The organism is Tranquillimonas alkanivorans (genome assembly GCF_900115595.1).
GTDB lineage: Bacteria > Pseudomonadota > Alphaproteobacteria > Rhodobacterales > Rhodobacteraceae > Tranquillimonas > Tranquillimonas alkanivorans.
Map to the genome: position 1 here is coordinate 22,101 of NZ_FOXA01000007.1, position 26,863 is coordinate 48,963.

The following is a 26,863-nucleotide window of genomic DNA, read 5'->3' on the forward strand; positions in this document are numbered from 1 at the left end:
TTTTCGGCAAAAATCCGGCGCCTCAGGACTTACGGCGCGTCCAGCCCCACAGGCACAGAAGCTCCATCGCGACGTGCGCGCCCGCGATGGCCGTCGCGCCGGTGGTGTCGAACGGGGGCGAGACCTCGACCACGTCGCCGCCCAGCAGGTTCACGCCCGCGATGCCACGCAGGATCGCCGCCGCCTGCCAGCTGGCCAGCCCGCCCCAGACCGGCGTGCCGGTGCCCGGCGCGAAGGCCGGGTCGAGCGCGTCGATGTCGAAGGACAGGTAGGCCTGCTTGTCGCCCACCGTCTCGCGCACCGCGTTCGCCACCCAGTCGACGCCGTTACGGTGCACCTCCTGCGCGCTGATCGTGCGGATGCCCAGTGGATCGGCGTTCACCGTGCGGATGCCGATCTGGACCGAGCGCGAGGCGTCGATCAGCCCCGACTTCACCGCCTTGTAGAACATCGTCCCGTGGTCGATCCGCTCGAAGTCGTCATCGGGCCAGGTGTCGGAATGCGCGTCGAACTGGATCAGGGCGAGCGGGCCGTACTTTTCCGCATAAGCGGCGATGATCGGCAGCGAGATCGAGTGATCGCCCCCCAGCGTCACCGTCGCCACGTCGTTGTCGAGGATGCCCGCGACGTGCTCCTGCAACGCGCGCGGAAAGGCGGCGACGTCGGCGTAGTCGAACGCCATGTCCCCGTAATCCACGATCGAGAATTCGCTGAGCGGGTCGAAGTCCCAGCCCCAGGGCGGATCGAAGGTCTGCAGGGTCGAGGCTTCGCGGATCGCCCGCGGCCCCAGCCGCGTGCCGGGCCGGTTGGTCACGGCCTGGTCGAAGGGGATGCCGGTCACCGCCACGTCCACGCCGCCGAGGTCCTTGGTGTAGCTGCGTCGCAGGAACGACGTCGCGCCGCCAAAGGCGTTTTCGAAGCTCAGCCCCTTGCGGCCACGCCGGGTGAAGGCCGTGTCGACCTGCGTTCTCGCCTCTTCCAGACCCATGACCGTCTCCCGTCGAACAGAATCAGTTGCCTGGCCGCACCTTAGCGCGCCGCGGCGGCGGGGTGCACGGGCTGCGCCGTCTCGACCAGCCTCACGAAGAACGACGCGCCGATGGGCGCGATCTCGTCGTTGAAGTCGTAGGCCGGGTGGTGACAGAACGGCCCCTCGCCCTGACCCAGGAACAGGTACGCGCCCGGCCGGGCCTGCAGCATGTAGGCGAAATCCTCCGCCCCCATCTGCGGCGCGCGGTCCTCCACGACCTTGTCCTCGCCCGCCACCTCGCGCGCGACGCCGGCGGCGAAGGCTGCCTGCTCGGCATGGTTCACGGTGGGCGGGTAGTCGCGCAGGTAGTCGATCGTCACCTCGGCTCCGAAGGCCGCCGCCTGCGCCTCGGCCAGCGTGCGGATGCGACGCTCGGCCAGGTCGCGCATCTTCTCCGAGAAGCAGCGCACCGTGCCGCCGACGCGCGACGTGCCGGGAATGACGTTGAAGGCGCTGCCCGCGTGGATCTGCGTGACCGACACCACCATCGGCTCGGTCGGCGGGCGGTTGCGCGACACCACGGTGTCGCAGCCCTGCGCGAAGGCCAGCGCCGGCGGGATCGGGTCAACCGCCAGGTCGGGATGCGCGGCGTGTCCGCCCTGGCCGCGGAAGGTCACGTCGAACTCGTCGACCGACGCCATGATCGGCCCCGGCCCGGTCTCGAACCGTCCGACCGGCACGCCCGGCGCGTTGTGCAGGGCATAGACCTGCCCGATGTCGAAGCGGTCCAGCACGCCCTCCTCGACCATGACGCCGCCGCCGCCGCCCACTTCCTCGGCCGGCTGGAACATCAGTGCCACGCGGCCGGCGAAGTTGCGCGTCTCGGCCAGGTAGCGCGCCGCGCCCAGCAGCATCGCGGTGTGCCCGTCATGCCCGCACGCATGCATCTTGCCCGGCGTTTCGCTCGCGTAGTCCGCGCCCGTCTCCTCGTTCATCGGCAGGGCGTCCATGTCGGCGCGCAGGCCGATGGTCGGGCCCTCGCCCTGCCCCTCGATGACCGCGACGACACCGGTCTGCGCCACGCCCTCGTGCACCTCGTCCACGCCGAACTCGCGCAGCCGATCGGCCACGAAGGCGGCGGTGCGGTGGCAGTCGAAGCCCAGCTCGGGGTTGCGGTGCATCCACTGGCGCCACTCGGCCATGTCGCGGGCGAACTCGGCGATTCGATTGACGACCGGCATGTGGACTCCTTCGCGGCGTGTGTCGATAAGGCATACGTCTCAGGAACGGGGAACGGCGTCCATGACCAATTCACGCGATCCGATCTTCGACCTGCCCGACGGGCTGGACCGGCTGGTCGAGATCATGCGCCGCCTGCGCGATCCGGAAGCGGGGTGCCCGTGGGACATCGAGCAGGACTTCGACACCATCGCCCCCTACACCATCGAAGAGGCGCACGAGGTCGCAGACGCCATCGAGCGCCGCGCCTGGGGCGAACTCGAGGGCGAGCTGGGCGACCTGCTGCTCCAGGTCGTCTATTTCACGCAGATGGGGGCCGAGCGCGACCTGTTCGATTTCGACAGCGTCGCGCGCACCGTGTCGACCAAGATGATCGACCGCCACCCGCACATCTTCGGCGACGAAAGCCGCGACAAGTCGGCCGAACAGCAGACCCGCGACTGGGAAGTGCAGAAGGCGAAGGAGCGCGCGGCCAAGGGCGAAACGCGCACGCTCGACGGCGTGGCGCTGGGACTTCCGGCGCTGACGCGGGCGCTGAAGCTGCAAAAGCGCGCCGCCCGCGTGGGCTTCGACTGGGGGAACGTGGCGGACGTTCTGTCCAAGGTGTCCGAGGAGGCGCGCGAGCTGTCCGAGGCGGCGCGGGAGCGTGACGCGGACGCGGTGGAGGACGAGATGGGCGATCTGCTTTTCGTGCTGGTCAACCTCGCCCGCCACCTCGACGTGGATCCCGAAGCCGCGCTGCGCCGCACCAACGCCAAGTTCACCCGCCGCTTCGGCGCGATCGAGGACGCGCTGGCCGCCAAGGGGCGTCACCCGTGCGAGGCGACGCTTGAGGAAATGGACGCGCTGTGGGACGCGGCGAAGGCGGCGGAGAAGAAAGTTGCCGAGTGATTTTATCGGGCATTGACCCGACTGAAATAGTCGGTTTTAAGTCCGCCCAATAATCAAGCAACCGGAGGTTCCGATGACGCTTCGCGCACTCCTTCTGGCCGGCACCGCGACGGCCATCGCCGCGCCCGCCGTGGCCCAGGAAGTAAACATCTATTCCTATCGTCAGCCCGAGCTGATCCAGCCACTGCTCGACGCCTTCACCGAGCAGACCGGGATCGAGGCCAACGTCGCCTTCATCGACAAGGGCCTGACCGAGCGTCTGGTGGCCGAGGGCGAGCGGTCGCCGGCCGACGTGATCCTGACCACCGACATCTCGCGGCTCGACCAGGCGGTCGAGGCGGGCGTCACCCAGTCCGTCGAGTCCGAGGCGCTGGAAGAGGCGATCCCCGCCAACCTGCGCGACGACGAAGGCCAGTGGTTCGCCCTGACCACCCGTGCGCGCATCGTCTATGCCTCGAAGGACCGCGTGGACCCGTCCGAGGTGACGACCTACGAGGATCTCGCCGATCCGAAGTGGGAAGGCCGCATCTGCACCCGCTCGGGCACCCACGTCTATACGCTGGGCCTGGTCGGCGCGATGATCGAGCATCACGGCGAAGAGTACACGAAAGAGTGGCTCGAGGGCGTGAAGTCGAACCTGGCCCGTCCGCCCGAGGGCAACGACCGTGCGCAGGTCCGCGCCATCTGGTCCGGCGAGTGCGACATCTCGCTGGGCAACACGTACTACATGGGCGCGATGCTCGCCGACGAAGAGCAGACCCAGTGGGCCGAGAGCGTGAACGTCCTGTTCCCGACCTTCGAATCCCACGGCACGCACGTGAACGTGTCGGGCATGGCGATGACCGCCTCAGCCCCGAACCGTGACGAGGCGCTCGCGCTGATGGAGTTCCTCGCCTCGCCCGAGGCGCAGGAGATCTATGCCGAGGTCGTGCACGAATACCCCGCCTCGCCCGCGGCCGAGCCTTCTGAGCTGGTGTCGAGCTGGGGCGCGCTGGCGGCGGACGAAACCGACCTGACCGCCATCGCCGAGCACCGCGCCGACGCGCTGCGGCTTGTCGAGGAAGTGAACTTCGACGGCTAAGCCGCCGCTCTGCCGTGCCCTCAGGGGGGGCGGCAGACATGCAAGCGGAGCCTCCGGGCTTTTTGAACGAGGATCGCGCCGCAAGACATTGCTCTTGCGGCGCTTTTCCTGTCCGGGCCTCAGCCGAAGATGACCAGTGACCGCGCGTCCCACGCCACCCGCGCCGGCGCGCCGCGCTCCAGCACCGGGCGGCCCGGCATGTTCTTCATCGAGATCGTCACCGGCCGCTCGCAGCCTTCCAGACGCACGTCGTAATACGTCATGTCACCGTAATACGTCAGCTCCTCGACCACGCCCTCGGCGACCCGCCGCGTCGTCTCTTCCCCCGGGAAGAGGATCGACAGCAGCTCGGGCCGGATGCCCGCATGCGCGTCGCCGTCACTCAGCCCGCCCGGGCACTGCTCGGCCTCGACCTCGGCTCGGCCCAGGCCCGCGACCTCGACCTCCTGCCCGCGCACCGTGGCCGGAAGGAACGTCATCATCCCGATGAATTCGGCCACCCGCCGCGTCGCCGGGCGGCGATAGAGGGTCTGCGGATCGGCCAGTTGCGCGATTTCGCCCTCGAACATCACGGCGATGCGGTCGGACATGATCAGCGCTTCTTCCTGGTCGTGGGTGACCAGGATGAAGGTGATGCCCACCTGCCGCTGCAACCGCCGCAATTCGTTCTGCATCTGCTCGCGCAGCTTCTTGTCGAGCGCCGAAAGCGGCTCGTCCAGCAGCAGCACCCGCGGCTTCAGGATCAGCGCGCGCGCCAGCGCCACGCGCTGCCGCTGACCGCCCGACAGCGCATGCGCCGCGCGGTTGCCGTAGCCGCCCAGCCCCACCATCTCGAGCGCCTCGCCCACGGCGCGCGCCTTCGCTTCCTTCGACATCGACGACCGCCGCAGGCCGAAGCCCACGTTCTGCGCCACGCTCAGGTGGGGGAAGATGGCATAGGACTGGAACACCATGTTCGTCGGACGCCGGTTCGGCGCGACGCCCTCCATGTCCTTCCCGTCGAGCAGGAGCGTGCCATCCGACACGTCCTCGAACCCCGCGATCGTGCGCAGAAGGGTCGTCTTCCCGCAGCCCGAGGGCCCGAGGAGTGAGAAGAACTCTCCTTCCGCGATGTCGAGGTCGATGCCGCGCAGCGCGTGATAGTCGCCATAGTACTTGTGCACGCCGGTCAGGTGGATGATCGGTGACTTCAAAGGAACCCTCCGGTGTCCTTGCCGCCGGTCCGCGCGATGCCGCGGCAACGGAAATATTCGGCTACGGCCAGGATGAGAACGGATGACGCGACGAGGATCGTGCCGAGCGCCATGACCACCGGGATCTTCTGCGGAAAGCGCAGCTGCCCCCACAGATAGACGGGCAGCGTCGGCTCGGTGCCGGTCAGGAAGAAGGCGATGATGAACTCGTCGAGCGAGATGGTGAACGCGATCAGAAGCGACGAGATGATGCCGGGCATCACCAACGGCAGCGTGACCAGCCGGAAGGTGGTGAACCGCGTTTCGCCCAAGTCGAACGAGGCCTCCTCGAGCGAGGGGTCGAGATTGCCGAAGGCCGAGTTCAGGATTGCTATGCAAAACGGCGTACAAATGAGCGTATGACCCAGGATCACCGTCCAGCTCGACAGGCTCAGCCCCAGCCCCAGCAGCACCACCAGCAGCGACACGGCGACGATGATCTCGGGCAGGACCAGCGGCAGCATGATGAAGCCCAGCACCGGCCGCTTGCCGGGGAAGTCGTACTTCGCCCCGGCCCGCGCGGCGCAGATGCCCAGGCCCGTCGACAGGATCGCCGTCGTCGCCGCGATCACCAGCGACGTCTGCACGCTGTCGATCAGCGCCGGTGTCTCTGGGATCTCGGCGAACCACTGGGTGGTGAAGCCCGACAGCGGAAAGGCGATGACGGTCGAGTCGTTGAACGCAAAGATCGGCAGCAGCACGATCGGTGCGTACAGGAAGATCAGGTACGCCAGCGCATAGACGTAAAGCCCGCGCCCCTTCATTGCTTCACCCTCAGCCAGCGCGCCAGCAGCGCCAGGAACACCAGAGAGATCACGCCCACCGTCACCATCGCCAGCACCGAAAGCGTCGCCCCCATCGGCGCATTGTTCAGCCGCAGGAACTGCGTCTGGATCATGTTGGCAATCATCAGCCCGTCCGGCCCGCCCACCAGCCGCGGCGTGACATAGTCGCCGACCGTGGGGATGAACACGATCAGCACCGCCGCCGCCACGCCGGGCACCGACAAAGGCAGCGTCACGCGGAAGAAGGTGGTGATCCGGCTCTCGCCCAGATCGCGCGAGGCTTCGAGCAGCGAGCGGTCGATCTTCTCCAGCGCGACGAAGATTGGCAGGATTGCGAAGGGCGCGAAGGCGTGTGCCAGCGTGATGACCACTGCGTTCGGGTTGTACAGGATGAACGACAGCGGCTCCTCGATCAGCCCCAACCCTTGCAGCGACGTGTTCACCACGCCGTTGAAGCCCAGGATCACCTTCCACAGGAACACCCGGATCAGGTAGCTCGTCCAGAACGGGATGGTGATCAGGAAGATCCACATCGACTTGCGCTCGGGCCGCACGTGGAACGACACGAAGTAGGCGATGGGATAGGCCAGCACCACCGTCGCCAGCGTCACCGCCCCCGCGATCAGGACCGAGCGCAGGATCAGCTCGCGGTACAGCGGCTCTGCGAGCGCCTCGCGGTAATTGTTCAGCGTGAACGTCCGGTCGATGTCCAGGAAGTCCTGCGTCCAGAAGCTGAACGCCAGCACCGTCGCCAGCGGCGCGGCTAGCAGAAGCAGCGCGTAAAGCGCCGTCGGACTGACCAGAAGCCAGCCCCGCGCCGCGTCGCTGCGCGCGAAGCGGCCCCAGTTACGTGCGCGTTCAGCCAAGACTTCGTTGCCCCCCAACCGCCTGCGCCTTCGACAATTGCGCGATGCGCGCGTGCTTCACAAGGGGCTGCGTGCCGCGTGCGCCGCCCGGCCCGCCACGCGGCCGGGCTGCACCGGAACCCGGCCCGGCATGCCCGCTTTGACAGCGCATTAGCCAGGAGATCAGTTAATGCCAATCACAACTTCCCGCCTCGCACCACTCTGCGCCCTGATCCTCGCCGCCGCGCCCGGGCCGCTCGCCGCGCAGGACCAGGCCGGACAGGACGCCCCCGCTCCGAGCTCCGACACCGTCGTCGTCTTCGAGTTCACGGCCACCGACGTGCAGGCGGAGGGCGACCTGACGGCCCGGATTCTCGGGATGGCGGAGGCGCCGCAGGTCGCCCGCGTGGTGACCTCGGGCCCGCCATCGGACGGCGCGACTCGGGTCGAGGGCGCATTGGTCTTCGACGGGCTCGACGCCTTCTCGACCTGGCGCGAGAGTGAGATGGAGCCATTCTTCCAGCCCGTCGGCGGCACGTCCGGCCTCGACACCACGCTGCGCATTTTCCGCGCCGACCTGGTGGCGGCAGGGAATCCCGACGGCGCGGGCGGCGCGCTCGGGGACGTGTCGGTGACCTATCACAACTCGGACAACGACTCCGCCGGCGACGCCGATATCGATGCGGTGACGGTGGTTTGCCCGGGCGACCATGCCGACTGCAAGCCAAGCAACTGAGGGCGGCATGTTCAGCAATTTCAGATCAGGGCTACTCGCCGTCCCCCTCGCCCTCGCAGGCTGCGCCGAGACGCAGACGACCGTGCTTCCGGCCTATCAACTCGCCAACGGGCAGGTCCTTCAGGACGTCGTTTCGGTCGCAGCGCACAAGTCCGGCGGTGCGCCGGTGGTCACCGCCTTGACGACCTTTGACGTGACCATCCCCGGCCGAACGGCGGTGCTGGCGCGTGAATCGGCGTCGGCCCCCGGCGTGGGCCTCGAAATGGCCTCGGGCCTCGGCAGCGCCGCGCTGACGTCGGCGGCCATCCTCGGCTCGGCGGCCATCCTCGACGACCAGGCGAACGGCGACACGGTGGTGAATGCCAGCTACGCCACCTCGGGCAACACCGCGACGGGCGGCGGCGACGCCGGCGACATCGACGCGCTCACCGGCGCGGTGGGCGAGTGCGGCTATAATTGCAGCGCAAGCAACTGACCGGCCCGATGCCAAACGCGAAAAGACCCGCCGCAAGGCGCGGCGGGTCTTCTTTTCGTCTCGGCAGCGCGAGGGGCTTTCCCCCGCGCCGTGCCGCAAGCCTTAACGCTTCGAGAACTGGAAGCTGCGGCGGGCTTTCGCGCGGCCGTACTTCTTCCGCTCGACGACGCGGCTGTCGCGGGTCAGGAAGCCGGCGGCCTTCAGCGGCGCGCGCAGCGAGGGGTCGAACAGCTGCAGCGCTTGGCTGATGCCGTGCTTGACCGCACCGGCCTGGCCCGACAGGCCGCCGCCCTTGACGGTGGCCATCACGTCGAACTGGCCCTCGACATTGGCAACCTGGAACGGCTGCTTCAGGATCATCTGAAGCACCGGACGCGCGAAGTACGCGTTGATTTCCTTGCCGTTGACGGTGACCTTGCCCGAGCCGGGCTTGATCCAGACGCGGGCGACCGCGTCCTTCCGCTTGCCGGTGGCGTAGGAACGGCCGAACTCGTCACGGACGGGTTCGCGCGGGCTGTCCAGCTCGGGCGAGGTGCCCTGCACGCCACCCACGTTCTCGGTGACGGCCTGGTTCAGCTCGTCCAGCGATTTGATTTGATCGGCCATCGTCACGCGCTCCGGGTGTTCTTGGCGTTCATGGACTTGACGTCCACCACTTCGGGCTGCTGCGCGTCGTGCGGGTGCTCGGCCCCGGCATAGACACGCAGGTTGGTCATCTGCTGGCGGCTCAGGCGGTTGCCCGGCAGCATGCGCTTGACCGCCTGCATCACCACGCGCTCGGGGTGGGCACCCTCGAGGATCTCGCCGGTGGTGCGGGACTTGATGCCGCCCGGATAGCCGGTGTGCCAGTAGTTCGGCTTCGCCCGCTTGTTACCCGTCAGCTGCACCTTGTCGGCGTTGATGACGATGACGTTGTCGCCCATGTCCATGTGCGGGGTGAAGGTCGCCTTGTGCTTGCCGCGCAGGCGCATGGCGACGATCGAGGCGAGGCGGCCCAGAACGACGCCCTCGGCGTCGATCAGGATCCACTTCTTGTCGATGTCCGCCGGGGTCGCGGTATACGTTTTCATCTCACGGTCCTGTCGAATGGGGCGGCCTTGCGAGCCGCGCATCGGGATGGCGCGGTATGTCACGCATTTCCCGCACCGCGTCAAGAGCCGCGGGCCTGGATAAATATCGTGAAAACAAAGGCTTGAAAATAAGGTATAAAAATACCCCACGCTTGAGGGCCCGGATCCGCACCGGCCCCCAGCGGATCGAGAAGATTTTCAGCAATCGCCCGAATTTCTCCTTGCGCGAGTCGGACTGCATCCATAGATGCCCCGTCACGAGTTGAGGCACCGATCCCAACCCGGGCGCAGTTCCGGGGGGCGCTAAGGGCCTCTGGATTCAATCTGCTGGCTGAAAGGGGCGTGCCATGATGGACGGCGCCAACCTCTTCCAACTGGGGATCGGTCTGGAGACAGGCGCCCATGCGGAAGACACCCGCGGCTGCGAGGCCGCGCAAACCCGGGACGTGCTCGACGACACCCGCGACGATCACTTCATCCGCCGCGACGGCAAGGTCTTCGCCGGCACGCACCTGATTATCGAGGTTGTGGACGGCACCGGCCTCGATGACGAGGCGCGCATCCAGCAGGCGTTCCGCGACTGCGTGGACGAATGCGGCGCGACGCTGCTGCACATCCACACCCACAAGTTCTCGCCCCAGGGCGTTTCGGGCGTGGCGGTGCTGGCCGAAAGCCACATCTCGGTCCACACTTGGCCCGAGATCGGCTATGGCGCGTTCGACGTGTTCATGTGCGGCGACGCCGAGCCGTGGCGCGCGGTCGACGTCCTCTCGCGCGCGTTCGACACCCCGGACGTCCGCGTGAAGGAACTCCTGCGCGGCGACGGCCTGGTGAACGAGGCCGAGGCGGCCTGACGAACACGGAACGGCGGCGCGGGTGCGCCGCCGTTTTCGCATCGGGGGACGCGCATGGCCCTGATCCTGACCCTCGCCTTCGACGCCGAGACGTTCGCCGTGTTCGACGCCGCCCGCCGGCGCCACTTCCCGCCCGAGCGGAACTTCATCCCGGCGCACCTGACCCTGTTCCACGCCCTGCCCGACGACGAGCTTCCCGCGATCCGCGACCGCCTCGCCGCCCTCGCGCGGGCGACACCGCCCCTGCCCTTCACCGTCATCGAGGTGATCAGCCTGGGCCGCGGCGCGGCCTTCCGGCTCGACGTGCCGGGGCTGAAGCCGCTGCACCGCAGCCTCCTGCACGATTGGCACGACCGGCTCAGCCCGCAGGACCGACAGGGCCTGCACCCGCACGTCACCGTCCAGAACAAGGTCGCCCCCGACGCCGCCCGCGCCACGGTGCAGGAACTGCGCGCCGCCTTCGCGCCTTTCGACGGGGTGGCCACGGGCCTGCTGCTCTGGCACTACCGCGGCGGCCCGTGGGAGGCCGCCGCAGAATTTCCGTTTCAAGGGGATCGTCCATGACCGACATGACCGGATGGAGCGTCGAGCGCCTCCACGCCGACCACGCCCAGGCGCTGCGCGAGGACAAGGTGCTCTATGACAGCGAGACCGGGCACCAGCGCCTGCGGGTCATCGAGAACCCGACCTTCGGCCGTGTCCTCACCCTCGACGGCGTCGTGCAGGTGACCGAGGGCGACGAGTTCATCTATCACGAGATGCTCACCCACGTGCCGATCCTGGCCCACGGCAACGCCAAGCGCATCCTGATCATCGGCGGCGGCGACGGCGGCATGGCGCGCGAGGCGCTGCGCCACGACAACGTCGAGCACGTGACCATGGTCGAGATCGACGCGGGCGTGGTTGACTTCTCCAAGAAATACCTGCCGAACATCTCGGCCGGCGCCTTCGACGATCCGCGCCTGAACCTCGTGATCGAGGACGGCGCCAAGTTCATGAAGGACAGCGATGAGACTTTCGACGTCATCATCGTCGATTCGACCGACCCCGTGGGCCCGGGCGAGGTGCTGTTCACCGACACCTTCTATGGCCACGCCAAGACGCGGCTCGCGGGCGGCGGCATTCTGGTGACCCAGAACGGCGTGCCGTTCCTGCAGGGCGAAGAGCTGACCAACACCATGCGCGCGTTCCAGGCGCTGTTCGACGACTGGGGCTGCTACATGGCGACCATCCCCACCTATGCAGGCGGGCCGATGGCCTTCGGCTGGGGCACCGACGGACCCGGCCGCGACGAGCCGCTCGAGGTCCTCTCGGCCCGCTTCCACAAAGCGGGGATCGAGACGAAGTACTATACGCCCGAGGTGCACAAGGCCGCCTTCGCGCTGCCCGGCTACGTGAAAAAGCTGTTGCCCTGACAGGCGTTCGTCCGGAACCTGAGTAGCATCTGCAGGTTCAGGAACCGTCGATGGACGAAGGGACGGGCGCAAGATGAGCGACGGGACACAGACTGCGATCCTGCCGGGAGAGACCTGCTGGACCCGCGCACGCGCCAACCGGCTGGGTGTCATCGTGGACGGCGCCGACTTCTTCCGCGCAGCCAAGCACGCGATGCTGAACGCCAGGCGCTCGATCTATCTGATCGGCTGGGACTTCGACGCGCGCGTCAAGCTCGAGCCCGAGGGTCGCACGCTCGAAGGACCGGACCGCATTGGCAAGTTCCTCAACTGGCTGGCCAAGCACCGCGAAGGGCTCGACGTGCGCATCCTCAAGTGGGACATTGGCTTGATGGAGTCGCTCGCCCGCGGCGAGACGGGCGCACTGATCCTAAACTGGTTGCTGCACGACCGGGTAAACATCACGCTCGACGGGGCGCACCCGCCGGGCGCGGCGCACCACATGAAGATCCTCGTCGTCGACGACGCCATCGCATTCTGCGGCGGGATCGACATCACCATGGGCCGGTGGGACACCCGCACCCATGACGAACGCCGCCCCGGCCGCCGCTCGCCCAGCGGCCGCGGGCTCAAGCCCTGGCACGACGCCACGACGTGCTTCGACGGCACCGCCGCCCGCGCACTCGGCGATCTCGCCCGCATCCGCTGGCTGGCCGCCACCGGTGACCGGCTTCAACCGCCCGGCCCGGCCGAGCCGGTCTGGCCCGAGGGCGTCGAGGTCCATTTCCGCGACATCGACATCGGCATCGCCCGGACGATCCCGGAGTACCGCGACCAGCACCAGGTCTGCGAGATCGAGAACGCGACGCTCGCCATCATCCGCGCCGCGCAACGCAACCTGTATATCGAGAGCCAGTACCTGGCCTCTCGCAAGATCACCGACGCCATCTGCGCCCGCCTGCGCGAGCCGGACGGGCCGGACGTGGTGATCGTGAACCCCGAAATCTCCGAGGGCTGGCTGCGCGCCAAGGCCATGGACGGCGCACGGGCGCGCATGGTGGCGCTTCTGCGAGAGGCCGACCTGCACGGCCGGTTCTTCATGTCCTACCCCGTCAACGCGGCGGGCTCGCCGATCTACGTGCACGCCAAGATCATGATCGCGGACGACCGCATCCTGAAGATCGGGTCCTCGAACCTCAACAACCGCTCGATGGGCTACGACACCGAGTGCGACATCGTGATCGAGGCCGGCGAGGACGAGCCCGCCCGCCGCCGCACCATCGCCGCGATCCGCGACGGGCTGGTGGGCGAACACCTCTCCCGTCCGGCCGAGGAGGTCGCGGCGGCGCTCCAGGCGCATGACGACCGTCTTCTGGCCGCCATCTCGTCCCTGCACGGCGGCGAACGCGACCTGCGCACCCTGCCCGACCGCCCCCTGTCGCCCGACGAAGAGGCGCTGGCCGAGTCCGAGATGGCCGACCCCATCCGGCCCGTCGGCGTGCGCGAGATGCTGACCAGCGTGCTCCGCGGGACCTGAACGGTCGGGGGAGGCTGCCCATTAACCGCCCGGAGCTCACCTTTCGCCGACCCCTGCTCCCCGCCCGGTTCCGTGGCCCGGGCAGGGCCCGACCGCCCGCATGGGCGGGCGCTTCGCCCCCGCCCGCGGCCGGGCTCTGCCCTCGGGGGGTATCGCCGGGCGGAAAACGTACACCGTTGCGCCGGAAGCGTACGTTCCGCACGGTTTCCGCCGCTCAGTGCAGCGTGAACTCTCCCGTCACGTTGCGCCACTCGCCCGGGGCGACCAGCTTGCGGTGGGTGAAACGGACCGAGTGCAGCGGCCCCTCGATCTCGTCCTTCCAGTACTCGATGAACCGGAACAGCCGGGGATGGTCCGGAGCCAGGTCGTAGTCCTGCCACACGAAGGTGTTCAGGACGCTCTGGTAATCCGGCATCCGGTAGAAGAACTCCGCTGTCGTCAGGCCGTATCCCTTCAGCAGCATCTCGGTCTCGGACATGTCCATGCGCGCCACCTTTCTTCCTTCCACAGGAAGATGATGCCCGATCGCCCGCACTTTTCAACGAAAACAGTATGTTAGCACTCGCGCACTGCGGCTGCTTGCGCAAAACGGCGGCAACCATTGCACGCAACATTCACGGTAGGCTATAAGACGCACAACAAAATATAGCGCATCCGAACGGAGCACCGGACCCCTTGAGCGACACGCCGGAACCCCCCGAGAACGAAGAAGAAAACGGCCCCGAGCGGCCGCACCACGATGGTCCGTCGATCTCGATTTCGGACGAGATGCGGTCGTCGTTCCTCGACTACGCGATGTCGGTCATCATCAGCCGCGCGATCCCCGACCTTCGCGACGGCCTGAAACCAGTGCACCGCCGTATCCTTTACGCGATGCACGAAACCGGCAACACGCACGACAAGGCCTACCGCAAATCAGCGCGCCCGGTCGGCGACGTGATGGGTAAGTACCACCCCCACGGCGACTCGGCGATCTATGACGCGCTGGTGCGGATGGCGCAGGACTTCTCGATGTCGCTGCCGCTGCTCGACGGGCAGGGCAACTTCGGCTCGATGGACGGCGACAGCCCCGCGGCCATGCGTTACACCGAGGTGCGCATGGACAAGCCGGCGCAGTCGCTTCTCGCCGATATCGAGAAAGAGACCGTCGACTTCCAGGACAACTACGACGGCAAGGACCGCGAACCGACGGTCCTGCCCGCGCGCTTCCCCAACATGCTGGTCAACGGCGCCGGCGGCATCGCCGTGGGCATGGCCACGAATATCCCGCCCCACAACCTGGGCGAGGTCGTGGACGCCACGCTCGCGCTGATTGAGGACCCGGACCTCGATTCAATGCAGCTGATGCAGTACGTCCCCGGCCCCGACTTCCCCACCGGCGGCATCCTTCTGGGCCGCTCGGGCGCGCGCAAGGCGTACCAGGAAGGGCGCGGCAGCGTGATCATCCGCGCCAAGACCCATATCGAGGAAACGCGCAAGGATCGCTACGCCATCGTCATCGACGAGGTGCCGTATCAGGTGAACAAGGCGAACCTGGTCGAGCGCATCGCGGATCTTGCGCGCGAGAAGAAGGTCGAGGGCATCTCGGCCGTTCAGGACGAATCCGACCGTGTCGGTGTCCGCGTCGTGGTCGAGCTGAAGAAGGACGCGACGCCGGACGTCGTGCTCAACCAGCTTTTCCGCTTCACGCCGATGCAGACTTCGTTCGGCTGCAACATGCTGGCGCTCTATGGCGGCCGGCCCGAGCAGCTGACCCTGCGCGACTTCCTGAGCTTCTTCATCCAGTTCCGCGAAGAGGTCGTCGCCCGCCGCACCGCCTATGACCTGCGCAAGGCACGCGAACGCAGCCACATCCTGTGCGGCCTGGCCGTTGCGGTGTCGAACGTCGACGAAGTGGTGGCGACCATCCGTGCCTCGGCCGATGCCGCAGAGGCGCGCGAGAAGCTGATGGAGCGCCGCTGGCCCGCGCACGAGATCGCGGACTACATCCGCCTGATCGACGACCCGACCCATACGGTCAACGAGGACGGCACCTACAACCTGTCCGAGCTCCAGGCCCGCGCCATCCTGGACCTTCGGCTCCAGCGCCTGACCCAGATCGGCGTGAAGGAGGTCACTGACGAACTCGAGGACCTCGCCGCCAAGATCAAGGACTATCTCGACATCCTGCGCTCGCGCGAGCGGATCATGGAGATCATCTCGACCGAGCTGCGCGAGGTGCGCGAGCAGTTCGCCGTGCCCCGCCGGACCGAGATCGTCGACTGGTCCGGCGACATGGAGGACGAGGACCTCATCGAGCGCGAGGACATGGTGGTGACCATCACCCAGTCCGGGTACATCAAGCGCACGCCGCTGGCCGATTTCCGCGCCCAGAAGCGCGGCGGCAAGGGGCTGGCGGGCGGCGAGCTCAAGGACGAGGACGTGGTCACCACGCTCTTCGTCGCCAACACCCACACGCCGCTGCTGTTCTTCACCACCGACGGCATGGCCTACAAGCTGAAGACCTGGCGCCTGCCCCAGGGCGCGCGCACGTCGCGGGGCAAGGCCATCGTCAACATCCTGCCCATCCCCACGGGCGTCTCGATCGCCGCGATCATGCCGGTGGACCGGGACGAGGATCACTGGGACGACCTCCAGATCGTCTTCGCCACGTCCGAGGGGTCCGTCCGGCGCAACCAGCTGTCGGACTTCACCAACGTCATGCGCAACGGCAAGATCGCTATGAAGCTGCCCGAGGGCGTGAGCCTGGTGAACGCGCGCATCGCCGCCGACAGCGACGACGTGATGCTGGTGACCGCGCAGGGCCGCGCCATCCGCTTCCCCGTCACCGATGTGCGCATCTTCAAGGGCCGCGACTCCACTGGCGTGCGCGGCATCCGCCTGGCCGAGGGCGACCGCGTCGTGTCGATGTCCGTCATCCGCCATTTCGAGGCCACCTCGGAAGAGCGCGCCGCCTACCTCAAGATGCGCCGCGCCGTGGCGGGCCTCACCGACGAGGAAAGCGACGACGAGGATTCCGCCGTCGCGGACGAGAACTTCACCCAGGAGCGCTATGCCGAGATGTCGGCGGCCGAAGAGCTGATCCTGACCGTCACCACCGGCGGGTCTGGGAAGCTGTCGTCGTCGCACGACTACCCCGTGCGCGGCCGCGGCGGCCAAGGGGTCATGGCGATGGACAAGCGGATGCGCGGCGGCGAACTCGTCGCGTCCTTCCCGGTGGACATGGACGACCAGATCATGCTCGCCACCTCGCGGGGGCAGTCGATCCGGGTGCCGGTCGACGGCATCTCGTTCCGCTCGCGCAACGCGGGCGGCGTGCGGGTGTTCAACACCGGCCCCGGGGAAGAGGTCGTCTCGGTCGCCTGGATCGCCGAAAACGGCGCCGCCGACGCGGCGACGGAAGGCGACGAATGACGCCAGGTCACGCACTCCTTCCGTTGCGGGCCGCCGGTCCCGGCGGTAAGCGCCGCGCCTCATTCACCTGAGGGGCGGCGCGCGATGGAGAACTGGGACGACCTGAGATACCTGGTGGCCGTGCACAAGGCCGGCACGATGACCGGCGCCGCGCGCATCCTCGGCGCCAATGTCGGCACCGTGTCGCGCCGCCTCGACCGGCTGGCCGGCACGCTGGGCCTCTCGCCCTTCCACAAGACGCCGGAGGGCTGGGTTCCCAATCCCGAAATTGCCGGCCTGGTCGAGGCCGCCGAGGCGTTCGAGGGCCAGATCCGCACCGCCATGAACCGCCGCCGCGGCCCGCAGGGCGACCCGGTGCTGGTGCGCCTGCGCTGCCCGCCGGTGGTCAGCACGATGCGGCTTCTGCCCAACCTCCCGGGGCTCCAGTCTGCCGCGCCGAACCTGCGGCTGCACATCGAATCCTCGGTCAACGTCAACACGCTAGGCGACAACGACCTGATCATCACCACGCAGCTGCCCGAGAAAGGGCGGCTGGTCGCCAAGAGCATCGGCACCGTCGCCTTCGCGCTGTTCTCGGGCGTCGAGGGCAACGAACGCGGCTGGGTCGGCCTGCCCGAGGAATTCGACGAGCATCCGCCGATGCGCATGGCGCGCGCCTGGTTCGGCGGCCCGCCGGTCTTCCGGCTCGACAACCTCGCGCAGGTGGCCGACACCGTCGCGGCCACCGGCCTCGCCGGGCCGCTGCCGGTCGAGATGGGGCGGGCCCGCGGCTTCGTGCCGCTCGACGACAACACGCACGATCTGCAGTTGTGGCAGTGCTTCCACGAAACCCGCCGGGGCGACCCGGTGCTGGCGCAGGTGATCGACTGGATCGACCGCTCGATCTCGCCCCGGCCCATCACCGCCGCCTGACCCCTTCCCTTCGCCCGCGCGCATCGCTACATCCCCCGCATGTCTGACACGCTTCATATCGTCGGCGGCGGCATGGCCGGGTCCGAGGCCGCCTGGCAGGCCGCCCAGGCCGGCATTCCCGTCGTGATCCACGAAATGCGTCCGCAGGTCGGCACCTTCGCCCACAAGACGGGCGACCTGGCCGAGATGGTCTGCTCGAACTCGTTCCGCTCGGACGACGACGAGCAGAACGCCGTGGGCCTTCTGCACTGGGAAATGCGCCAGGCCGGCGGCCTGATCATGGAGATGGCCGACCGCCACGCCCTGCCCGCCGGCGGCGCGCTCGCCGTCGATCGCGACGGCTTCAGCCAGGCCGTGACCGAGCGCCTGCGCGCCCACCCGCTGGTCTCGGTCCAGCCCGGCGAGATCTCCGAGCTCCCGCGCGACGGCCACTGGATCTTTGCCACCGGTCCCTTGACCTCCACCGCCCTCGGCCAGGCCATCGCCGCCGAGACCGGGGCCGAGGCGCTCGCCTTCTTCGACGCCATCGCGCCCATCGTCTATGCCGAAAGCATCGACATGTCCGTGGCGTGGGAGCAGTCCCGCTACGACAAGGGCGAGACCGAGGAAGAGCAGAAAGCCTACATCAACTGCCCCATGACGAAGGCGCAGTACGAGGCCTTCATCGACGCGCTCCTTGCCGCCGACAAGACCGAGTTCCACGAGGACGAGGAGTCCTCTTCCCCCGACCCCGCCCCCTACTTCGACGGCTGCCTGCCCATCGAGGTCATGGCCGAGCGCGGGCGCGAGACCCTGCGCCACGGCCCCATGAAGCCCCGCGGCCTGACCAACGCGCACAACCCGCACGAAAAGCCGCATGCCGTCGTCCAGCTGCGCCGCGACAACAAGCTCGGCACGCTCTACAATATCGTCGGCTTCCAGACCAAGATGCGCTACGGCGCCCAGGCCGAGGTCTTCCGGACGATCCCCGGCCTCGAGGACGCCCGCTTCGCCCGCCTCGGCGGCATCCACCGCAACACCTTCCTGAACTCGCCGCGCCTGCTGGATGGCCAGATGCGCCTGCGCTCGCGCCCGAACGTCCGCTTCGCCGGTCAGATCACCGGCGTCGAGGGCTACGTCGAATCCGCCGCCATGGGCCTGCTCGCCGGCCGCCTCGCCGCCGCCGAAATCACCGGCCGGACCCTGCCGGGGGTGCCCGAGACCACCGCCACCGGCGCGCTCGTCACCCACATCACCGGCGGAGCGGAGGCCAAGACCTTCCAGCCGATGAACGTCAATTTCGGCCTCTTCCCGCCCATCGACGCCAAGGGCGGCCGCCGCGGCCGCAAGGACCGCTACAAGGCCTACACCGACCGCGCCAAGCACGATTGGCAATTCTGGCTCGCCACCACGACACCCGTCCCGGCCTGACTCCATCTTCGGTCCTCAAATATCCCGGGGGTGAATGCGCCGCAGGCGCAGAGGGGGCAGCGCCCCCGCCCCCCTCGAATATTATCAGAACGAACGGCCCGGGCTGCGCCCCGCTGGAAACATCACCGCCGCGCAGGGGGCCGCTGCACGTATCAATCGGCTCAGGCCCCCTTCTCCCCCGCGCCGCCGGACACTAGGGTCGGGCCACACCCAGCCGCCGCCGTATCGCACCCGTGACCTTCACCACCCGCTTCGCCCCCTCGCCCACCGGACCGCTGCATCTCGGCCACGCGTATTCGGCCCTGCGCGCCCACGACATGGCGCGCGCGGCCGGGGGGACGTTCCTGCTCAGGATCGAGGATATCGACCGAAGCCGCGCCCGGCCCCAATGGGAGGCGCAGATTTACGACGACCTGCACTGGCTCGGCCTCCACTGGCCCGAGCCGGTGATGCGCCAGTCCGACAGGCTTCCGGTCTATGCCCGCACGCTCGATGCGCTCTGGGCGCGGGGGCTGCTCTATGCCTGCACCTGCCGCCGGCGCGATATCCTCGACGCGCTCTCGGCCCCGCAGGAAGGGGCGGTGCCCACCGGCCCGGACGGCATCGTCTATCCCGGCACCTGCCGTCCCGCCCCCGGCGCGCCGCGGGCGCGGCCCGAGGGTGCGGCGCTGCGGCTCGACGTCGCCGCCGCCATCGCCGCCTGTACCGGCGGACCCGTAAGGGCCGCCCGCTTCGACTGGCGCGAAACCGGCGAGGGGCAAGAGAGCCACGCGGCCGTGACGGGCCCCGAACTGGTCGAGACGGTCGGCGACATCGTGCTCGCGCGCAAGGGCATGGGTACGTCGTACCACCTGTCGGTCGTGCTCGACGACGCGGCGCAGGGCGTCACGCATGTCGTGCGCGGACAGGACTTGGCCGAGGCGACGCGCATTCACGTGCTGCTCCAGCACCTTCTGGGCCTGCCGACGCCGGTTTATCACCACCACCGCCTGATCCGGGACGCCGACGGCAAGCGGCTGGCCAAGCGCGACGATGCCCGCGCCATCGCCACCTACCGGGCAGAGGGCGCGACGCCCGCCGACATCCGCGCGATGGTCGGCCTCTAGCGCCCGAATTTTCGTCGAAAATTCGCTCGCCTCAGGCGACCGGCGCGGCGATTTCCACCGGTTCTCCGTCGCGCACGGCGGTATAGAAGCACGACCGCCGCCCGGTATGGCAGGCGGGACCGGTCTGGCGCACCAGCGCCAGCAGGCAGTCCGAGTCGCAGTCGACCCGCAGCTCGACCAGTTCCTGGACGTGGCCGCTCGTCTCGCCCTTGACCCAGAACGACGCCCGCGAGCGCGACCAGTAGGTGACGCGCCCGGTCTCGAGCGTTCGGGCCACGGCTTCGGCGTTCATCCAGGCCATCATCAACACCTCGCCGGTGGCGTCCTCCTGCGCGATGCAGGGGATCAGGCCCGCGTCGTTGTAGCTCAGCGTCTGGGGGTCGAAGGGCATGAGAATTCCTTTGCAAGCCGGGCCTCGGCGCCTATCTAGGGGAAGCATCACGAAAGCGCAAAGCCATGGCCGACAGCGACCTCATCAAGCTCTACTCGGGCCGCATCCTGCAACTCGCGGCCGAGATCCCGCACACCGACCGGCTGGACGCGCCGCAGGCGAGCGTGCGCAAGCGCTCGCCGCTCTGCGGCTCGACCGTCACCGTCGACGTGGATGTCGAGGACGGGCGCGTGGCCCGCTTCGGGCAGGACGTGAAGGCTTGCGCGCTGGGGCAGGCCGCCGCCTCGGTCGTCGGCGCCAACGTGCTCGGCCGCACCCGGGCCGAGGTCGAACGCGCACGTGACGAGCTGCGCGCGATGCTCAAGTCCGGCGGTCCGGCGCCCGCGGCCCCGTTCGACGCGCTTTCGGTGCTCGAACCCGCGCGCGACTACAAGAACCGCCACGCCTCGATCCTGCTGGCGATCGAGGCAACGGCCGAGGCGATGGAAGAGGCCGAGAAGAAGGCCGCCTGCGCCTGACCGCCGGCCCGAGGGGCCTAATCGCATGTTCTTGACAAAAAACCGCCGCGCATCCCGGGGGATGGCGGCGGAAGTGGCGTGTCTGTGTTGGGCCGACCGGGGGCCCGCGGCGGTCAGGCAGGGCCGCGGGCGTGGAACAGGGTCGCGCACCACGTTGGGGACGGGATACGCGCCGGTCGGACAGACCGCAGGCAGAAACTCAGACGAGGCCCGGCAGGTAGAGCCCCGCCAGCAACATCACCACCAGCGCCGCAGCGCCGACGAAATCCTGGGCAAGCGTGTCCGACCGAAGGGCGGCTTTGACCTGGTAAATCATCGTCGTGCTCCGTGGCTGGTGAGTCGAGTTGCCACTTTGTTCTCACACTCCGCCCCTTGGGTAAAGAACTTTTTGAGAACATCCGCGAACACGGCGGAACACGCGCCTATCCGACCGAGATCAGGCGGATCGCCTTGTCCTGTTCCATCAGCCACAGAAGCACCCGCGCTGCCTGCCCCCGCTCGCCCTCGAGCGCCGGGTCGTCGGCCAGAAGCTTGCGTGCGTCCGACTGCGCCAGGGCCATCAGCGCCGACTGCCGCTCCAGGTCGGCGATGCGGAAGCGCGGCAGGCCGGACTGCGCCACGCCGATCACATCGCCCGCCCCGCGCATGGCCAGGTCCTCCTCGGCGATGCGGAAGCCGTCCTCGGTCTCGCGCAGGATCTCGAGCCTGCGGCGTCCGGTCGCGCTCAGCGGCGGCTGGTACATCAGCAGACAGGTCGAGGCCGCGCTGCCCCGCCCCACGCGCCCGCGCAACTGGTGAAGCTGCGCCAGCCCGAACGTCTCGGCCCGTTCGATCACCATGATCGAGGCATTGGGCACGTTCACCCCCACCTCGATCACCGTCGTCGCCACCAGGACGCTGGTCCCGCCCGCCACGAAGCGCGCCATGTTGGCGTCCTTCTCGGCCGGCGGCATCTGTCCGTGGACCAGCCCGACGACACCCTCGCCAAGCGCCGCGCGCAGCACCTTGAACCGCTCTTCCGCCGCCGTCAGATCGACCGACTCGCTCTCCTCGACCAGCGGGCAGACCCAATAGGCCTGCCGCCCCTCGGACACGGCCTTGCGCAGGTGCTCCACCACCTCGTCCATCCGGCCCGAGGACACGAGCGCCGTCTTGACCGGCGTGCGCCCCGGCGGCTTCTCGTCCAGCACCGACACCTCCATGTCGCCGTACTGTGCCAGCGCGAGGCTGCGGGGGATCGGCGTCGCCGTCATCACCAGCACGTCCGCCTGAGCCCCCTTGCGGCCCAGCTCCAGCCGCTGACGCACGCCGAAACGGTGCTGTTCGTCCACGACGGCGAGCCGCAGGTCGTGGAAGTTCACGTCCTTCTGGAAAACCGCGTGGGTGCCCACGAGGATGCGGATGTCGCCCTTCGCCAGCGCCTCGAGCTTGGCCGCCCGCTCGCTGCCCTTGTCGCGGCCCGTCAGCAGCTCCAGCACCACGCCCGCCTCCTCGGCCAGCGGGCGCAGCCCCTCCATGTGCTGGCGGGCGAGGATCTCGGTCGGGGCCATCATGACGCCCTGTCCGCCCGCCTCGACGGCGATGAGCAGCGCCATGAAGGCCACCAGCGTCTTGCCCGCGCCCACGTCGCCCTGAAGCAGGCGGTTCATCCGTTCCATCCCCGCCATGTCGGCCGCGATCTCGTCGATCGCGCGGACCTGCGCGTTCGTGGGGCGATAAGGAAGCGATTCCAGGACCTTGCGCTGCAATATTCCGGTGCCGCGTGAAGCGCGGCCCTTCACCTTGCCCCGCGCCTGCCGGGCGAGCGCGAGTGTGAGCTGATGCGCCATCAGCTCGTCATACGCCAACCTCTGCCGCGCCGCGGCCGTCGCCGCCAGCTCTTCGGGCCCGAGCGGTTCGTGCGCCGCCCGCACCGCCGCGCGCCAGGACGGCCACTGTTCGCGCGCGCGCAGCGCCGGGTCGATCCACTCCGGCAGGTCCGGCAGCCGGTCCAGCGCCGAGGCTGCGGCCTTCGCCATCGTCCGCTGCGTCAGCCCCGCGGTCAGGGGATAGACCGGTTCGTAGGGCGGAATCGCCTCGGCCTCCTCGGGCGGCAGGATATGGTCGGGGTGGACGATCTGGGCGATGCCGTCGAACAGCTCGACCTTGCCCGACACCACCCGCCGCTGACCCGAGGGCAGCTGCTTGCGCAACCAATCCTCGCGCGCATGGAAGAACACCAGCTGCAACGTCGTGCCGGCGTCCTGCACCTCGACCCGGTAGGGGCGCCCCTTCACGCGCGGCGGCATGTGGCGGCCCACCAGGACCTCGACCGTGACGGTCGCGGGCGGTTCGACCTCGCGCACGCTGGCGCGGCGCGAGCGGTCGATGCCGGAATGCGGCAGGGTGAAGATCAGGTCGCGCGGCGTCTCGATCCCCATCTGCGCGAAGGTCTGCGCCGTCTTCTTGCCCACCCCGGCCAGCGTCGTCAGGTCGCCGAACAGCGGGAACAGGATCTCGGGCCGACTCATGCGGCGCCGATGAGCGCGAGCCAGCCGTCCTCGTCGATGGTCTCGACCCCCAGCTCGGCCGCCTTCTTCGCCTTCGACCCCGCGCCCGGGCCCGCGATCAGCAGGTCGGTCTTGGCCGACACGCTGCCCGCGACCTTGGCCCCCAGCGCCTCGGCCCGCGCCTTGGCCTCGGCGCGGGTCATCTTCTCGAGCGTGCCGGTGAACACGACCGTCTTGCCCGCCACGGGGCTGTCGACGGCGCCGCGCTGCTCGGCCTCGCGAATTGTCAGTTGCTGCACCAGCCGGTCGATCGAGGCGCGCTCGGCCTCTTGGTGGAAGGTCGTCACCAGCGAGATGGCCACGGTGGCGCCGATGCCGTCGATGCCGATCAGGTCGTCCCACGCGGCCGTCGCCTCGGCCGGCACCTCGGGCGCGCGGTCCCAGGCGGCGGTGCGCACGGCGCTGATCTCGGCCCGGCGTCCCTCGGCCCCCGCGGCCTTGCGTTCCGCGATGACGGCGGCCTCGGCCTCCTGGTACCGTCGCTCGGCCGGCCGCGCGGCGTCGATGGCCGCGGTCAGCGCCTCCCACGTGCCGAAATGGCGGGCGAGATCGGCCGACGCGACCTCGCCCACGTGCCGGATGCCGAGCGCGAAGATCAGGCGGTTCAGGTCGACGGTGCGCGCCTCGTCGATGGCCTGGAACAGCTTGGCCGCGCTCTTGTCGCCCCAGCCCTCGCGGTTCTTGAGCTGCTGCATGCCCGAGCCATAGCGCTCTTGCAGCAGGAAGATGTCGGCGGGCTCCTTGATCCAGCCGTCGCGGTAGAACTGCTCGACCTGCTTGGCGCCCAGCCCCTCGATATCGAAGGCCGCGCGGCTGACGAAATGCCTGAGCTTCTCGACCGCCTGCGCCGGGCAGATCAGGCCGCCGGTGCAGCGGCGGACGGCGTCGCCCTCCTCGCGGATCGCCTCGGAGCCGCATTCGGGGCAGAGCTGCGGGAAGGGATAAGGCTGCGCATCGACGGGCCGCTTCGACAGGTCCACGTCCGCGACCTTGGGGATCACGTCGCCCGCGCGATAGACCTGCACCCAGTCGCCTTCCCGGATGTCCTTGCCGCCGCGGATCTCCTCGCCCCGGGCGTCGCGGCCGGCGATGTAATCCTCGTTGTGGAGCGTCGCGTTCGACACGACGACCCCGCCGACGGTCACCGGGGTCAGCCGCGCCACCGGGCTAAGCGCGCCGGTGCGGCCGACCTGTATCTCGATCCGCTCGAGCCGCGTCCAGGCGAGCTCGGCCGGGAACTTGTGCGCGATGGCCCAGCGGGGGGTGGTCGACCGGAAGCCGAGGCGGCCCTGAAGCTCGAGGTCGTCGACCTTGTAGACGACGCCGTCGATGTCATACGCCAGCGTCGCGCGCTGCGCCTCGATCTTGCGGTAATGCGCCAGCATCTCGTCGGGGCCGTCGCAGATGCGGGTCAGCGGATTGATCTGGAAGCCCAGGTCCCGCAGCCGCTCGATCGAGGCCATCTGCGTGCCGGCAAGAGGGTCCGACAGGGCGCCCCAGCCATAGGCGAAAAAGCGCAGCGGACGGCGTTTCGTCACCGCCGGGTCGAGCTGGCGCAGCGAGCCGGCGGCGGCGTTGCGCGGGTTGGCGAAGGTCTTGCCGCCGCGCGCCTCCTGACGGGCGTTGAGCGCGGCGAAGTCGGCGTGGGACATATAGACCTCGCCCCGCACCTCCAGCACTTCGGGCGCGCCGTCAAGCTGGGCGGGGATGTCGTCGATGGTGCGCGCGTTGGCGGTGACGTTCTCGCCCACGCTGCCGTCGCCCCGCGTCGCCGCCTGCACCAGCTTCCCGCCCTCGTAGCGCAGCGAAAGCGACAGGCCGTCGATCTTGGGCTCGGCGGTATAGGCGAGCGCCGCGTCGGCGGCGAGGCCGAGGTACTTGCGCACGCTGCGGTCGAAATCCGCGATCTCCTCGTCCTCGAACGCGTTGCCGAGGGAAAGCATCCGGGTCTCGTGCATGACCTTGGCGAAGCCTTCGGACGGGGCGGCGCCGACCTGTTCCGTCGGGCTGTCGGCGCGCTTGAGGTCGGGGAAGCGCGCCTCGATCTCGGCGTTGCGGCGCTTGAGCGCGTCGTAATCGGCATCGCTGATCTCGGGCGCGTCCGCCTGGTGATAGGCGGCGTTGGCGGCGGCGAGTTCTTCGGCCAGACGCGCGAGTTCCGCCTGTGCTTCGGTGCGATCCAGCTCCTCCACCGGTCTTTGCTTTGCCATCCGCTTCCTCCGCCGGGTTCCTGCCGATGTGATAGGTCCGGTCTCGGCGGAGGTCCAGCCGGTCGTCGTGAGTGGTGGCCGGGTCCCGCGCGCCGCCATCCCCAGCGGCGCGGCGGGCCGTCAGGCAGAGGCGGCGATGCGCTGAGCCGCCTCCTTCGGCTCGGGGTCGCGCAGGACGTAACCGCGGCCCCAGACCGTCTCGATGTAATTGTCGCCGCCCGTCGCCTCGCTCAGCTTCTTGCGCAGCTTGCAGATGAAGACGTCGATGATCTTCAACTCGGGCTCGTCCATCCCGCCGTAGAGGTGGTTGAGAAACATTTCCTTCGTCAGCGTCGTGCCCTTGCGCAGGCTCAGAAGCTCGAGCATCTGGTATTCCTTGCCGGTCAGGTGCACCGGCTTGCCGTCCACCTCGACGGTCTTGGCGTCCAGGTTGACCTCGACCTGACCGGTGCGGATCACAGATTGCGCGTGGCCCTTCGAGCGGCGGATGATGGCGTGGATGCGCGCGACCAGCTCGTCGCGGTGGAAGGGCTTGGTCAGGTAGTCGTCCGCGCCGAAGCCGAAGCCCTTGATCTTGTTGTCGGTGTCGTCCACGCCCGACAGGATCAGGATCGGCGTGTCGACCCGCGCCAGGCGCAACTGGCGCAGCACGTCGTGGCCGTGCATGTCCGGCAGGTTCAGGTCCAGCAGGATCAGGTCGTAATCGTAAAGCTTCGCCAGATCGACGCCTTCCTCGCCCAGATCCGTGCAGTACACGTTCAGGTTGGCGTGGGTCAGCATCATCTCGATGCTGCGCGAAGTGGTCGGGTCGTCCTCGATCAGCAGAACTCGCATGTCATTCTCCGCAATTCCCTTCGCCGGCGACCATGGTGTGGAGCGGTTAAATCATCCTTACCGTTAGGGAAGAAGTAGCATTTACTACCTAAAGTTGTCTATGTCTTTTTCGTTCCCGTCGATCTCCGCCACCTTCCGCGCCCGGCGCGTCACCCTCAGCCCCGCCTCTCCGTGGCGCGCCACGGCCGCGCGCCAGGCGTCCAGCTCTTCCTCCGACAGCCCGTACAGGCGCAGCGCCTCGTCCTCGGCAAGCAGCCCATGCTCGACCGCACGCACCACGGCGGCCTTGCGGCTGGCGACCCAGCGTTGCGTCGTCGGATCGGGCAGATCCGCGCGTGTCATCACGCGTCCATCAGGCAGCCGCACGGCGCGCGGCCCCTCGACCTTCTTCAACCACATCCTTTAACCCC

The 26,863-nt window shown here is 68.6% G+C and carries 26 protein-coding genes; 13 read left to right on the forward strand and 13 right to left on the reverse strand.

Going from position 1 to position 26,863, the window contains the following annotated elements; translation table 11 throughout:
- Positions 1 to 22: 22 nt before the first annotated feature.
- Entirely contained in the window at positions 23 to 988 is a 966-nt protein-coding gene (gene speB / locus BM162_RS10040) for an agmatinase (protein WP_093421206.1), read from the reverse strand.
- 41 nt (positions 989 to 1,029) lie between these two features.
- Positions 1,030 to 2,211 carry a M20 aminoacylase family protein gene (locus tag BM162_RS10045; protein ID WP_093421208.1) on the reverse strand — a complete coding sequence of 394 codons (1,182 nt, stop codon included), beginning with the start codon at positions 2,209 to 2,211 and terminating at the stop codon, positions 1,030 to 1,032.
- Positions 2,212 to 2,272: 61 nt separating this feature from the next.
- Between BM162_RS10045 and mazG the strand changes: the two genes are divergently transcribed.
- Both mazG and BM162_RS10055 read left to right on the forward strand, forming a co-directional pair.
- Positions 2,273 to 3,100: a nucleoside triphosphate pyrophosphohydrolase gene (gene mazG, locus BM162_RS10050; protein WP_093421211.1), complete on the forward strand. Its 828-nt coding sequence runs from the start codon at positions 2,273 to 2,275 to the stop codon at positions 3,098 to 3,100.
- A 73-nt stretch (positions 3,101 to 3,173) separates the two neighbouring features.
- Positions 3,174 to 4,181, forward strand: coding sequence for a Fe(3+) ABC transporter substrate-binding protein (locus tag BM162_RS10055; protein WP_093421214.1), 1,008 nt, complete (start codon positions 3,174 to 3,176; stop codon positions 4,179 to 4,181).
- Positions 4,182 to 4,300: 119 nt separating this feature from the next.
- Here BM162_RS10055 and BM162_RS10060 read toward each other — a convergent pair whose 3' ends face one another.
- Genes BM162_RS10060 through BM162_RS10070 form a run of 3 tightly spaced genes read right to left on the reverse strand, consistent with a single transcriptional unit; the run spans position 4,301 to position 7,064 of the window.
- A complete protein-coding gene (locus BM162_RS10060) occupies positions 4,301 to 5,374 on the reverse strand; it encodes an ABC transporter ATP-binding protein (protein ID WP_093421216.1) in 1,074 nt (357 codons plus the stop codon).
- Positions 5,371 to 6,177: an ABC transporter permease gene (locus BM162_RS10065; RefSeq protein ID WP_093421219.1), complete on the reverse strand. Its 807-nt coding sequence runs from the start codon at positions 6,175 to 6,177 to the stop codon at positions 5,371 to 5,373. The genes BM162_RS10060 and BM162_RS10065 overlap by 4 nt, the downstream gene beginning before the upstream one ends.
- Entirely contained in the window at positions 6,174 to 7,064 is an 891-nt protein-coding gene (locus BM162_RS10070; protein WP_093421627.1) for an ABC transporter permease, read from the reverse strand. Before BM162_RS10070 ends, BM162_RS10065 begins: the two co-directional genes overlap by 4 nt.
- 169 nt (positions 7,065 to 7,233) lie before the next feature.
- On the opposite strand from BM162_RS10070, the gene BM162_RS10075 reads away from it, so the two are divergent.
- Positions 7,234 to 7,779, forward strand: a complete 546-nt coding sequence (locus tag BM162_RS10075; RefSeq protein WP_093421221.1) for a hypothetical protein — start codon at positions 7,234 to 7,236, stop codon at positions 7,777 to 7,779.
- A 7-nt stretch (positions 7,780 to 7,786) separates the two neighbouring features.
- A complete protein-coding gene (locus tag BM162_RS10080) occupies positions 7,787 to 8,254 on the forward strand; it encodes a hypothetical protein (RefSeq protein WP_093421224.1) in 468 nt (155 codons plus the stop codon).
- Positions 8,255 to 8,356: 102 nt separating this feature from the next.
- Here the strand turns inward: BM162_RS10080 and rpsI are convergent, their stop codons facing one another.
- Together rpsI and rplM are read right to left on the reverse strand one after the other, a co-directional pair.
- Positions 8,357 to 8,860 (reverse strand): 30S ribosomal protein S9, encoded by a 504-nt coding sequence (rpsI, locus tag BM162_RS10085; protein WP_093421226.1) that lies wholly within the window; start codon positions 8,858 to 8,860, stop codon positions 8,357 to 8,359.
- Between the two features lie 2 nt (positions 8,861 to 8,862).
- Positions 8,863 to 9,324, reverse strand: a complete 462-nt coding sequence (gene rplM / locus BM162_RS10090; RefSeq protein ID WP_093421229.1) for a 50S ribosomal protein L13 — start codon at positions 9,322 to 9,324, stop codon at positions 8,863 to 8,865.
- Between the two features lie 350 nt (positions 9,325 to 9,674).
- On the opposite strand from rplM, the gene speD reads away from it, so the two are divergent.
- The 4 genes from speD to BM162_RS10110 all read left to right on the forward strand — a co-directional run bounded on the left by speD (position 9,675) and on the right by BM162_RS10110 (position 13,109).
- Positions 9,675 to 10,178: an adenosylmethionine decarboxylase gene (speD, locus tag BM162_RS10095; protein ID WP_093421629.1), complete on the forward strand. Its 504-nt coding sequence runs from the start codon at positions 9,675 to 9,677 to the stop codon at positions 10,176 to 10,178.
- A gap of 54 nt (positions 10,179 to 10,232) precedes the next feature.
- Positions 10,233 to 10,742, forward strand: coding sequence for a 2'-5' RNA ligase family protein (locus tag BM162_RS10100; RefSeq protein WP_093421232.1), 510 nt, complete (start codon positions 10,233 to 10,235; stop codon positions 10,740 to 10,742).
- A complete protein-coding gene (gene speE / locus BM162_RS10105) occupies positions 10,739 to 11,593 on the forward strand; it encodes a polyamine aminopropyltransferase (RefSeq protein WP_093421234.1) in 855 nt (284 codons plus the stop codon). The genes BM162_RS10100 and speE overlap by 4 nt, the downstream gene beginning before the upstream one ends.
- A 73-nt stretch (positions 11,594 to 11,666) precedes the next feature.
- Positions 11,667 to 13,109: a phospholipase D-like domain-containing protein gene (locus BM162_RS10110; RefSeq protein WP_093421237.1), complete on the forward strand. Its 1,443-nt coding sequence runs from the start codon at positions 11,667 to 11,669 to the stop codon at positions 13,107 to 13,109.
- A gap of 214 nt (positions 13,110 to 13,323) precedes the next feature.
- Here BM162_RS10110 and BM162_RS10115 read toward each other — a convergent pair whose 3' ends face one another.
- The gene (locus BM162_RS10115; RefSeq protein ID WP_093421632.1) at positions 13,324 to 13,593 is read right to left on the reverse strand and encodes an usg protein; all 270 of its coding nucleotides are present in this window, start codon (positions 13,591 to 13,593) and stop codon (positions 13,324 to 13,326) included.
- Between the two features lie 191 nt (positions 13,594 to 13,784).
- Between BM162_RS10115 and gyrA the strand changes: the two genes are divergently transcribed.
- The 4 genes from gyrA (at position 13,785) to gluQRS (ending at position 19,951) form a co-directional block, all read left to right on the forward strand.
- A complete protein-coding gene (gene gyrA / locus BM162_RS10120) occupies positions 13,785 to 16,523 on the forward strand; it encodes a DNA gyrase subunit A (RefSeq protein ID WP_093421239.1) in 2,739 nt (912 codons plus the stop codon).
- 84 nt (positions 16,524 to 16,607) lie between these two features.
- Positions 16,608 to 17,435 (forward strand): LysR family transcriptional regulator, encoded by an 828-nt coding sequence (locus BM162_RS10125; RefSeq protein ID WP_093421242.1) that lies wholly within the window; start codon positions 16,608 to 16,610, stop codon positions 17,433 to 17,435.
- 39 nt (positions 17,436 to 17,474) lie between these two features.
- The gene (trmFO, locus tag BM162_RS10130) at positions 17,475 to 18,845 is read left to right on the forward strand and encodes a methylenetetrahydrofolate--tRNA-(uracil(54)-C(5))-methyltransferase (FADH(2)-oxidizing) TrmFO (protein ID WP_093421244.1); all 1,371 of its coding nucleotides are present in this window, start codon (positions 17,475 to 17,477) and stop codon (positions 18,843 to 18,845) included.
- Positions 18,846 to 19,078: 233 nt separating this feature from the next.
- Positions 19,079 to 19,951 (forward strand): tRNA glutamyl-Q(34) synthetase GluQRS, encoded by an 873-nt coding sequence (gene gluQRS, locus BM162_RS10135; protein ID WP_093421251.1) that lies wholly within the window; start codon positions 19,079 to 19,081, stop codon positions 19,949 to 19,951.
- A 31-nt stretch (positions 19,952 to 19,982) separates the two neighbouring features.
- Here gluQRS and hisI read toward each other — a convergent pair whose 3' ends face one another.
- On the reverse strand, positions 19,983 to 20,342 hold the full coding sequence (gene hisI, locus BM162_RS10140) for a phosphoribosyl-AMP cyclohydrolase (protein WP_093421253.1): 360 nt from the start codon (positions 20,340 to 20,342) through the stop codon (positions 19,983 to 19,985).
- Positions 20,343 to 20,407: 65 nt separating this feature from the next.
- Between hisI and BM162_RS10145 the strand changes: the two genes are divergently transcribed.
- Entirely contained in the window at positions 20,408 to 20,860 is a 453-nt protein-coding gene (locus tag BM162_RS10145; protein ID WP_093421256.1) for an iron-sulfur cluster assembly scaffold protein, read from the forward strand.
- 422 nt (positions 20,861 to 21,282) lie between these two features.
- On the opposite strand, the gene recG is transcribed toward BM162_RS10145, so the two are convergent.
- The 4 genes from recG to sciP form a co-directional block, all read right to left on the reverse strand.
- A complete protein-coding gene (gene recG / locus BM162_RS10150; protein ID WP_093421259.1) occupies positions 21,283 to 23,370 on the reverse strand; it encodes an ATP-dependent DNA helicase RecG in 2,088 nt (695 codons plus the stop codon).
- Entirely contained in the window at positions 23,367 to 25,619 is a 2,253-nt protein-coding gene (gene ligA / locus BM162_RS10155; RefSeq protein ID WP_093421261.1) for an NAD-dependent DNA ligase LigA, read from the reverse strand. Before ligA ends, recG begins: the two co-directional genes overlap by 4 nt.
- 120 nt (positions 25,620 to 25,739) lie before the next feature.
- Positions 25,740 to 26,453 (reverse strand): response regulator transcription factor CtrA, encoded by a 714-nt coding sequence (gene ctrA / locus BM162_RS10160; protein ID WP_093421264.1) that lies wholly within the window; start codon positions 26,451 to 26,453, stop codon positions 25,740 to 25,742.
- A gap of 84 nt (positions 26,454 to 26,537) precedes the next feature.
- On the reverse strand, positions 26,538 to 26,852 hold the full coding sequence (gene sciP / locus BM162_RS10165) for a CtrA inhibitor SciP (RefSeq protein WP_093421266.1): 315 nt from the start codon (positions 26,850 to 26,852) through the stop codon (positions 26,538 to 26,540).
- Positions 26,853 to 26,863: the final 11 nt, after the last annotated feature.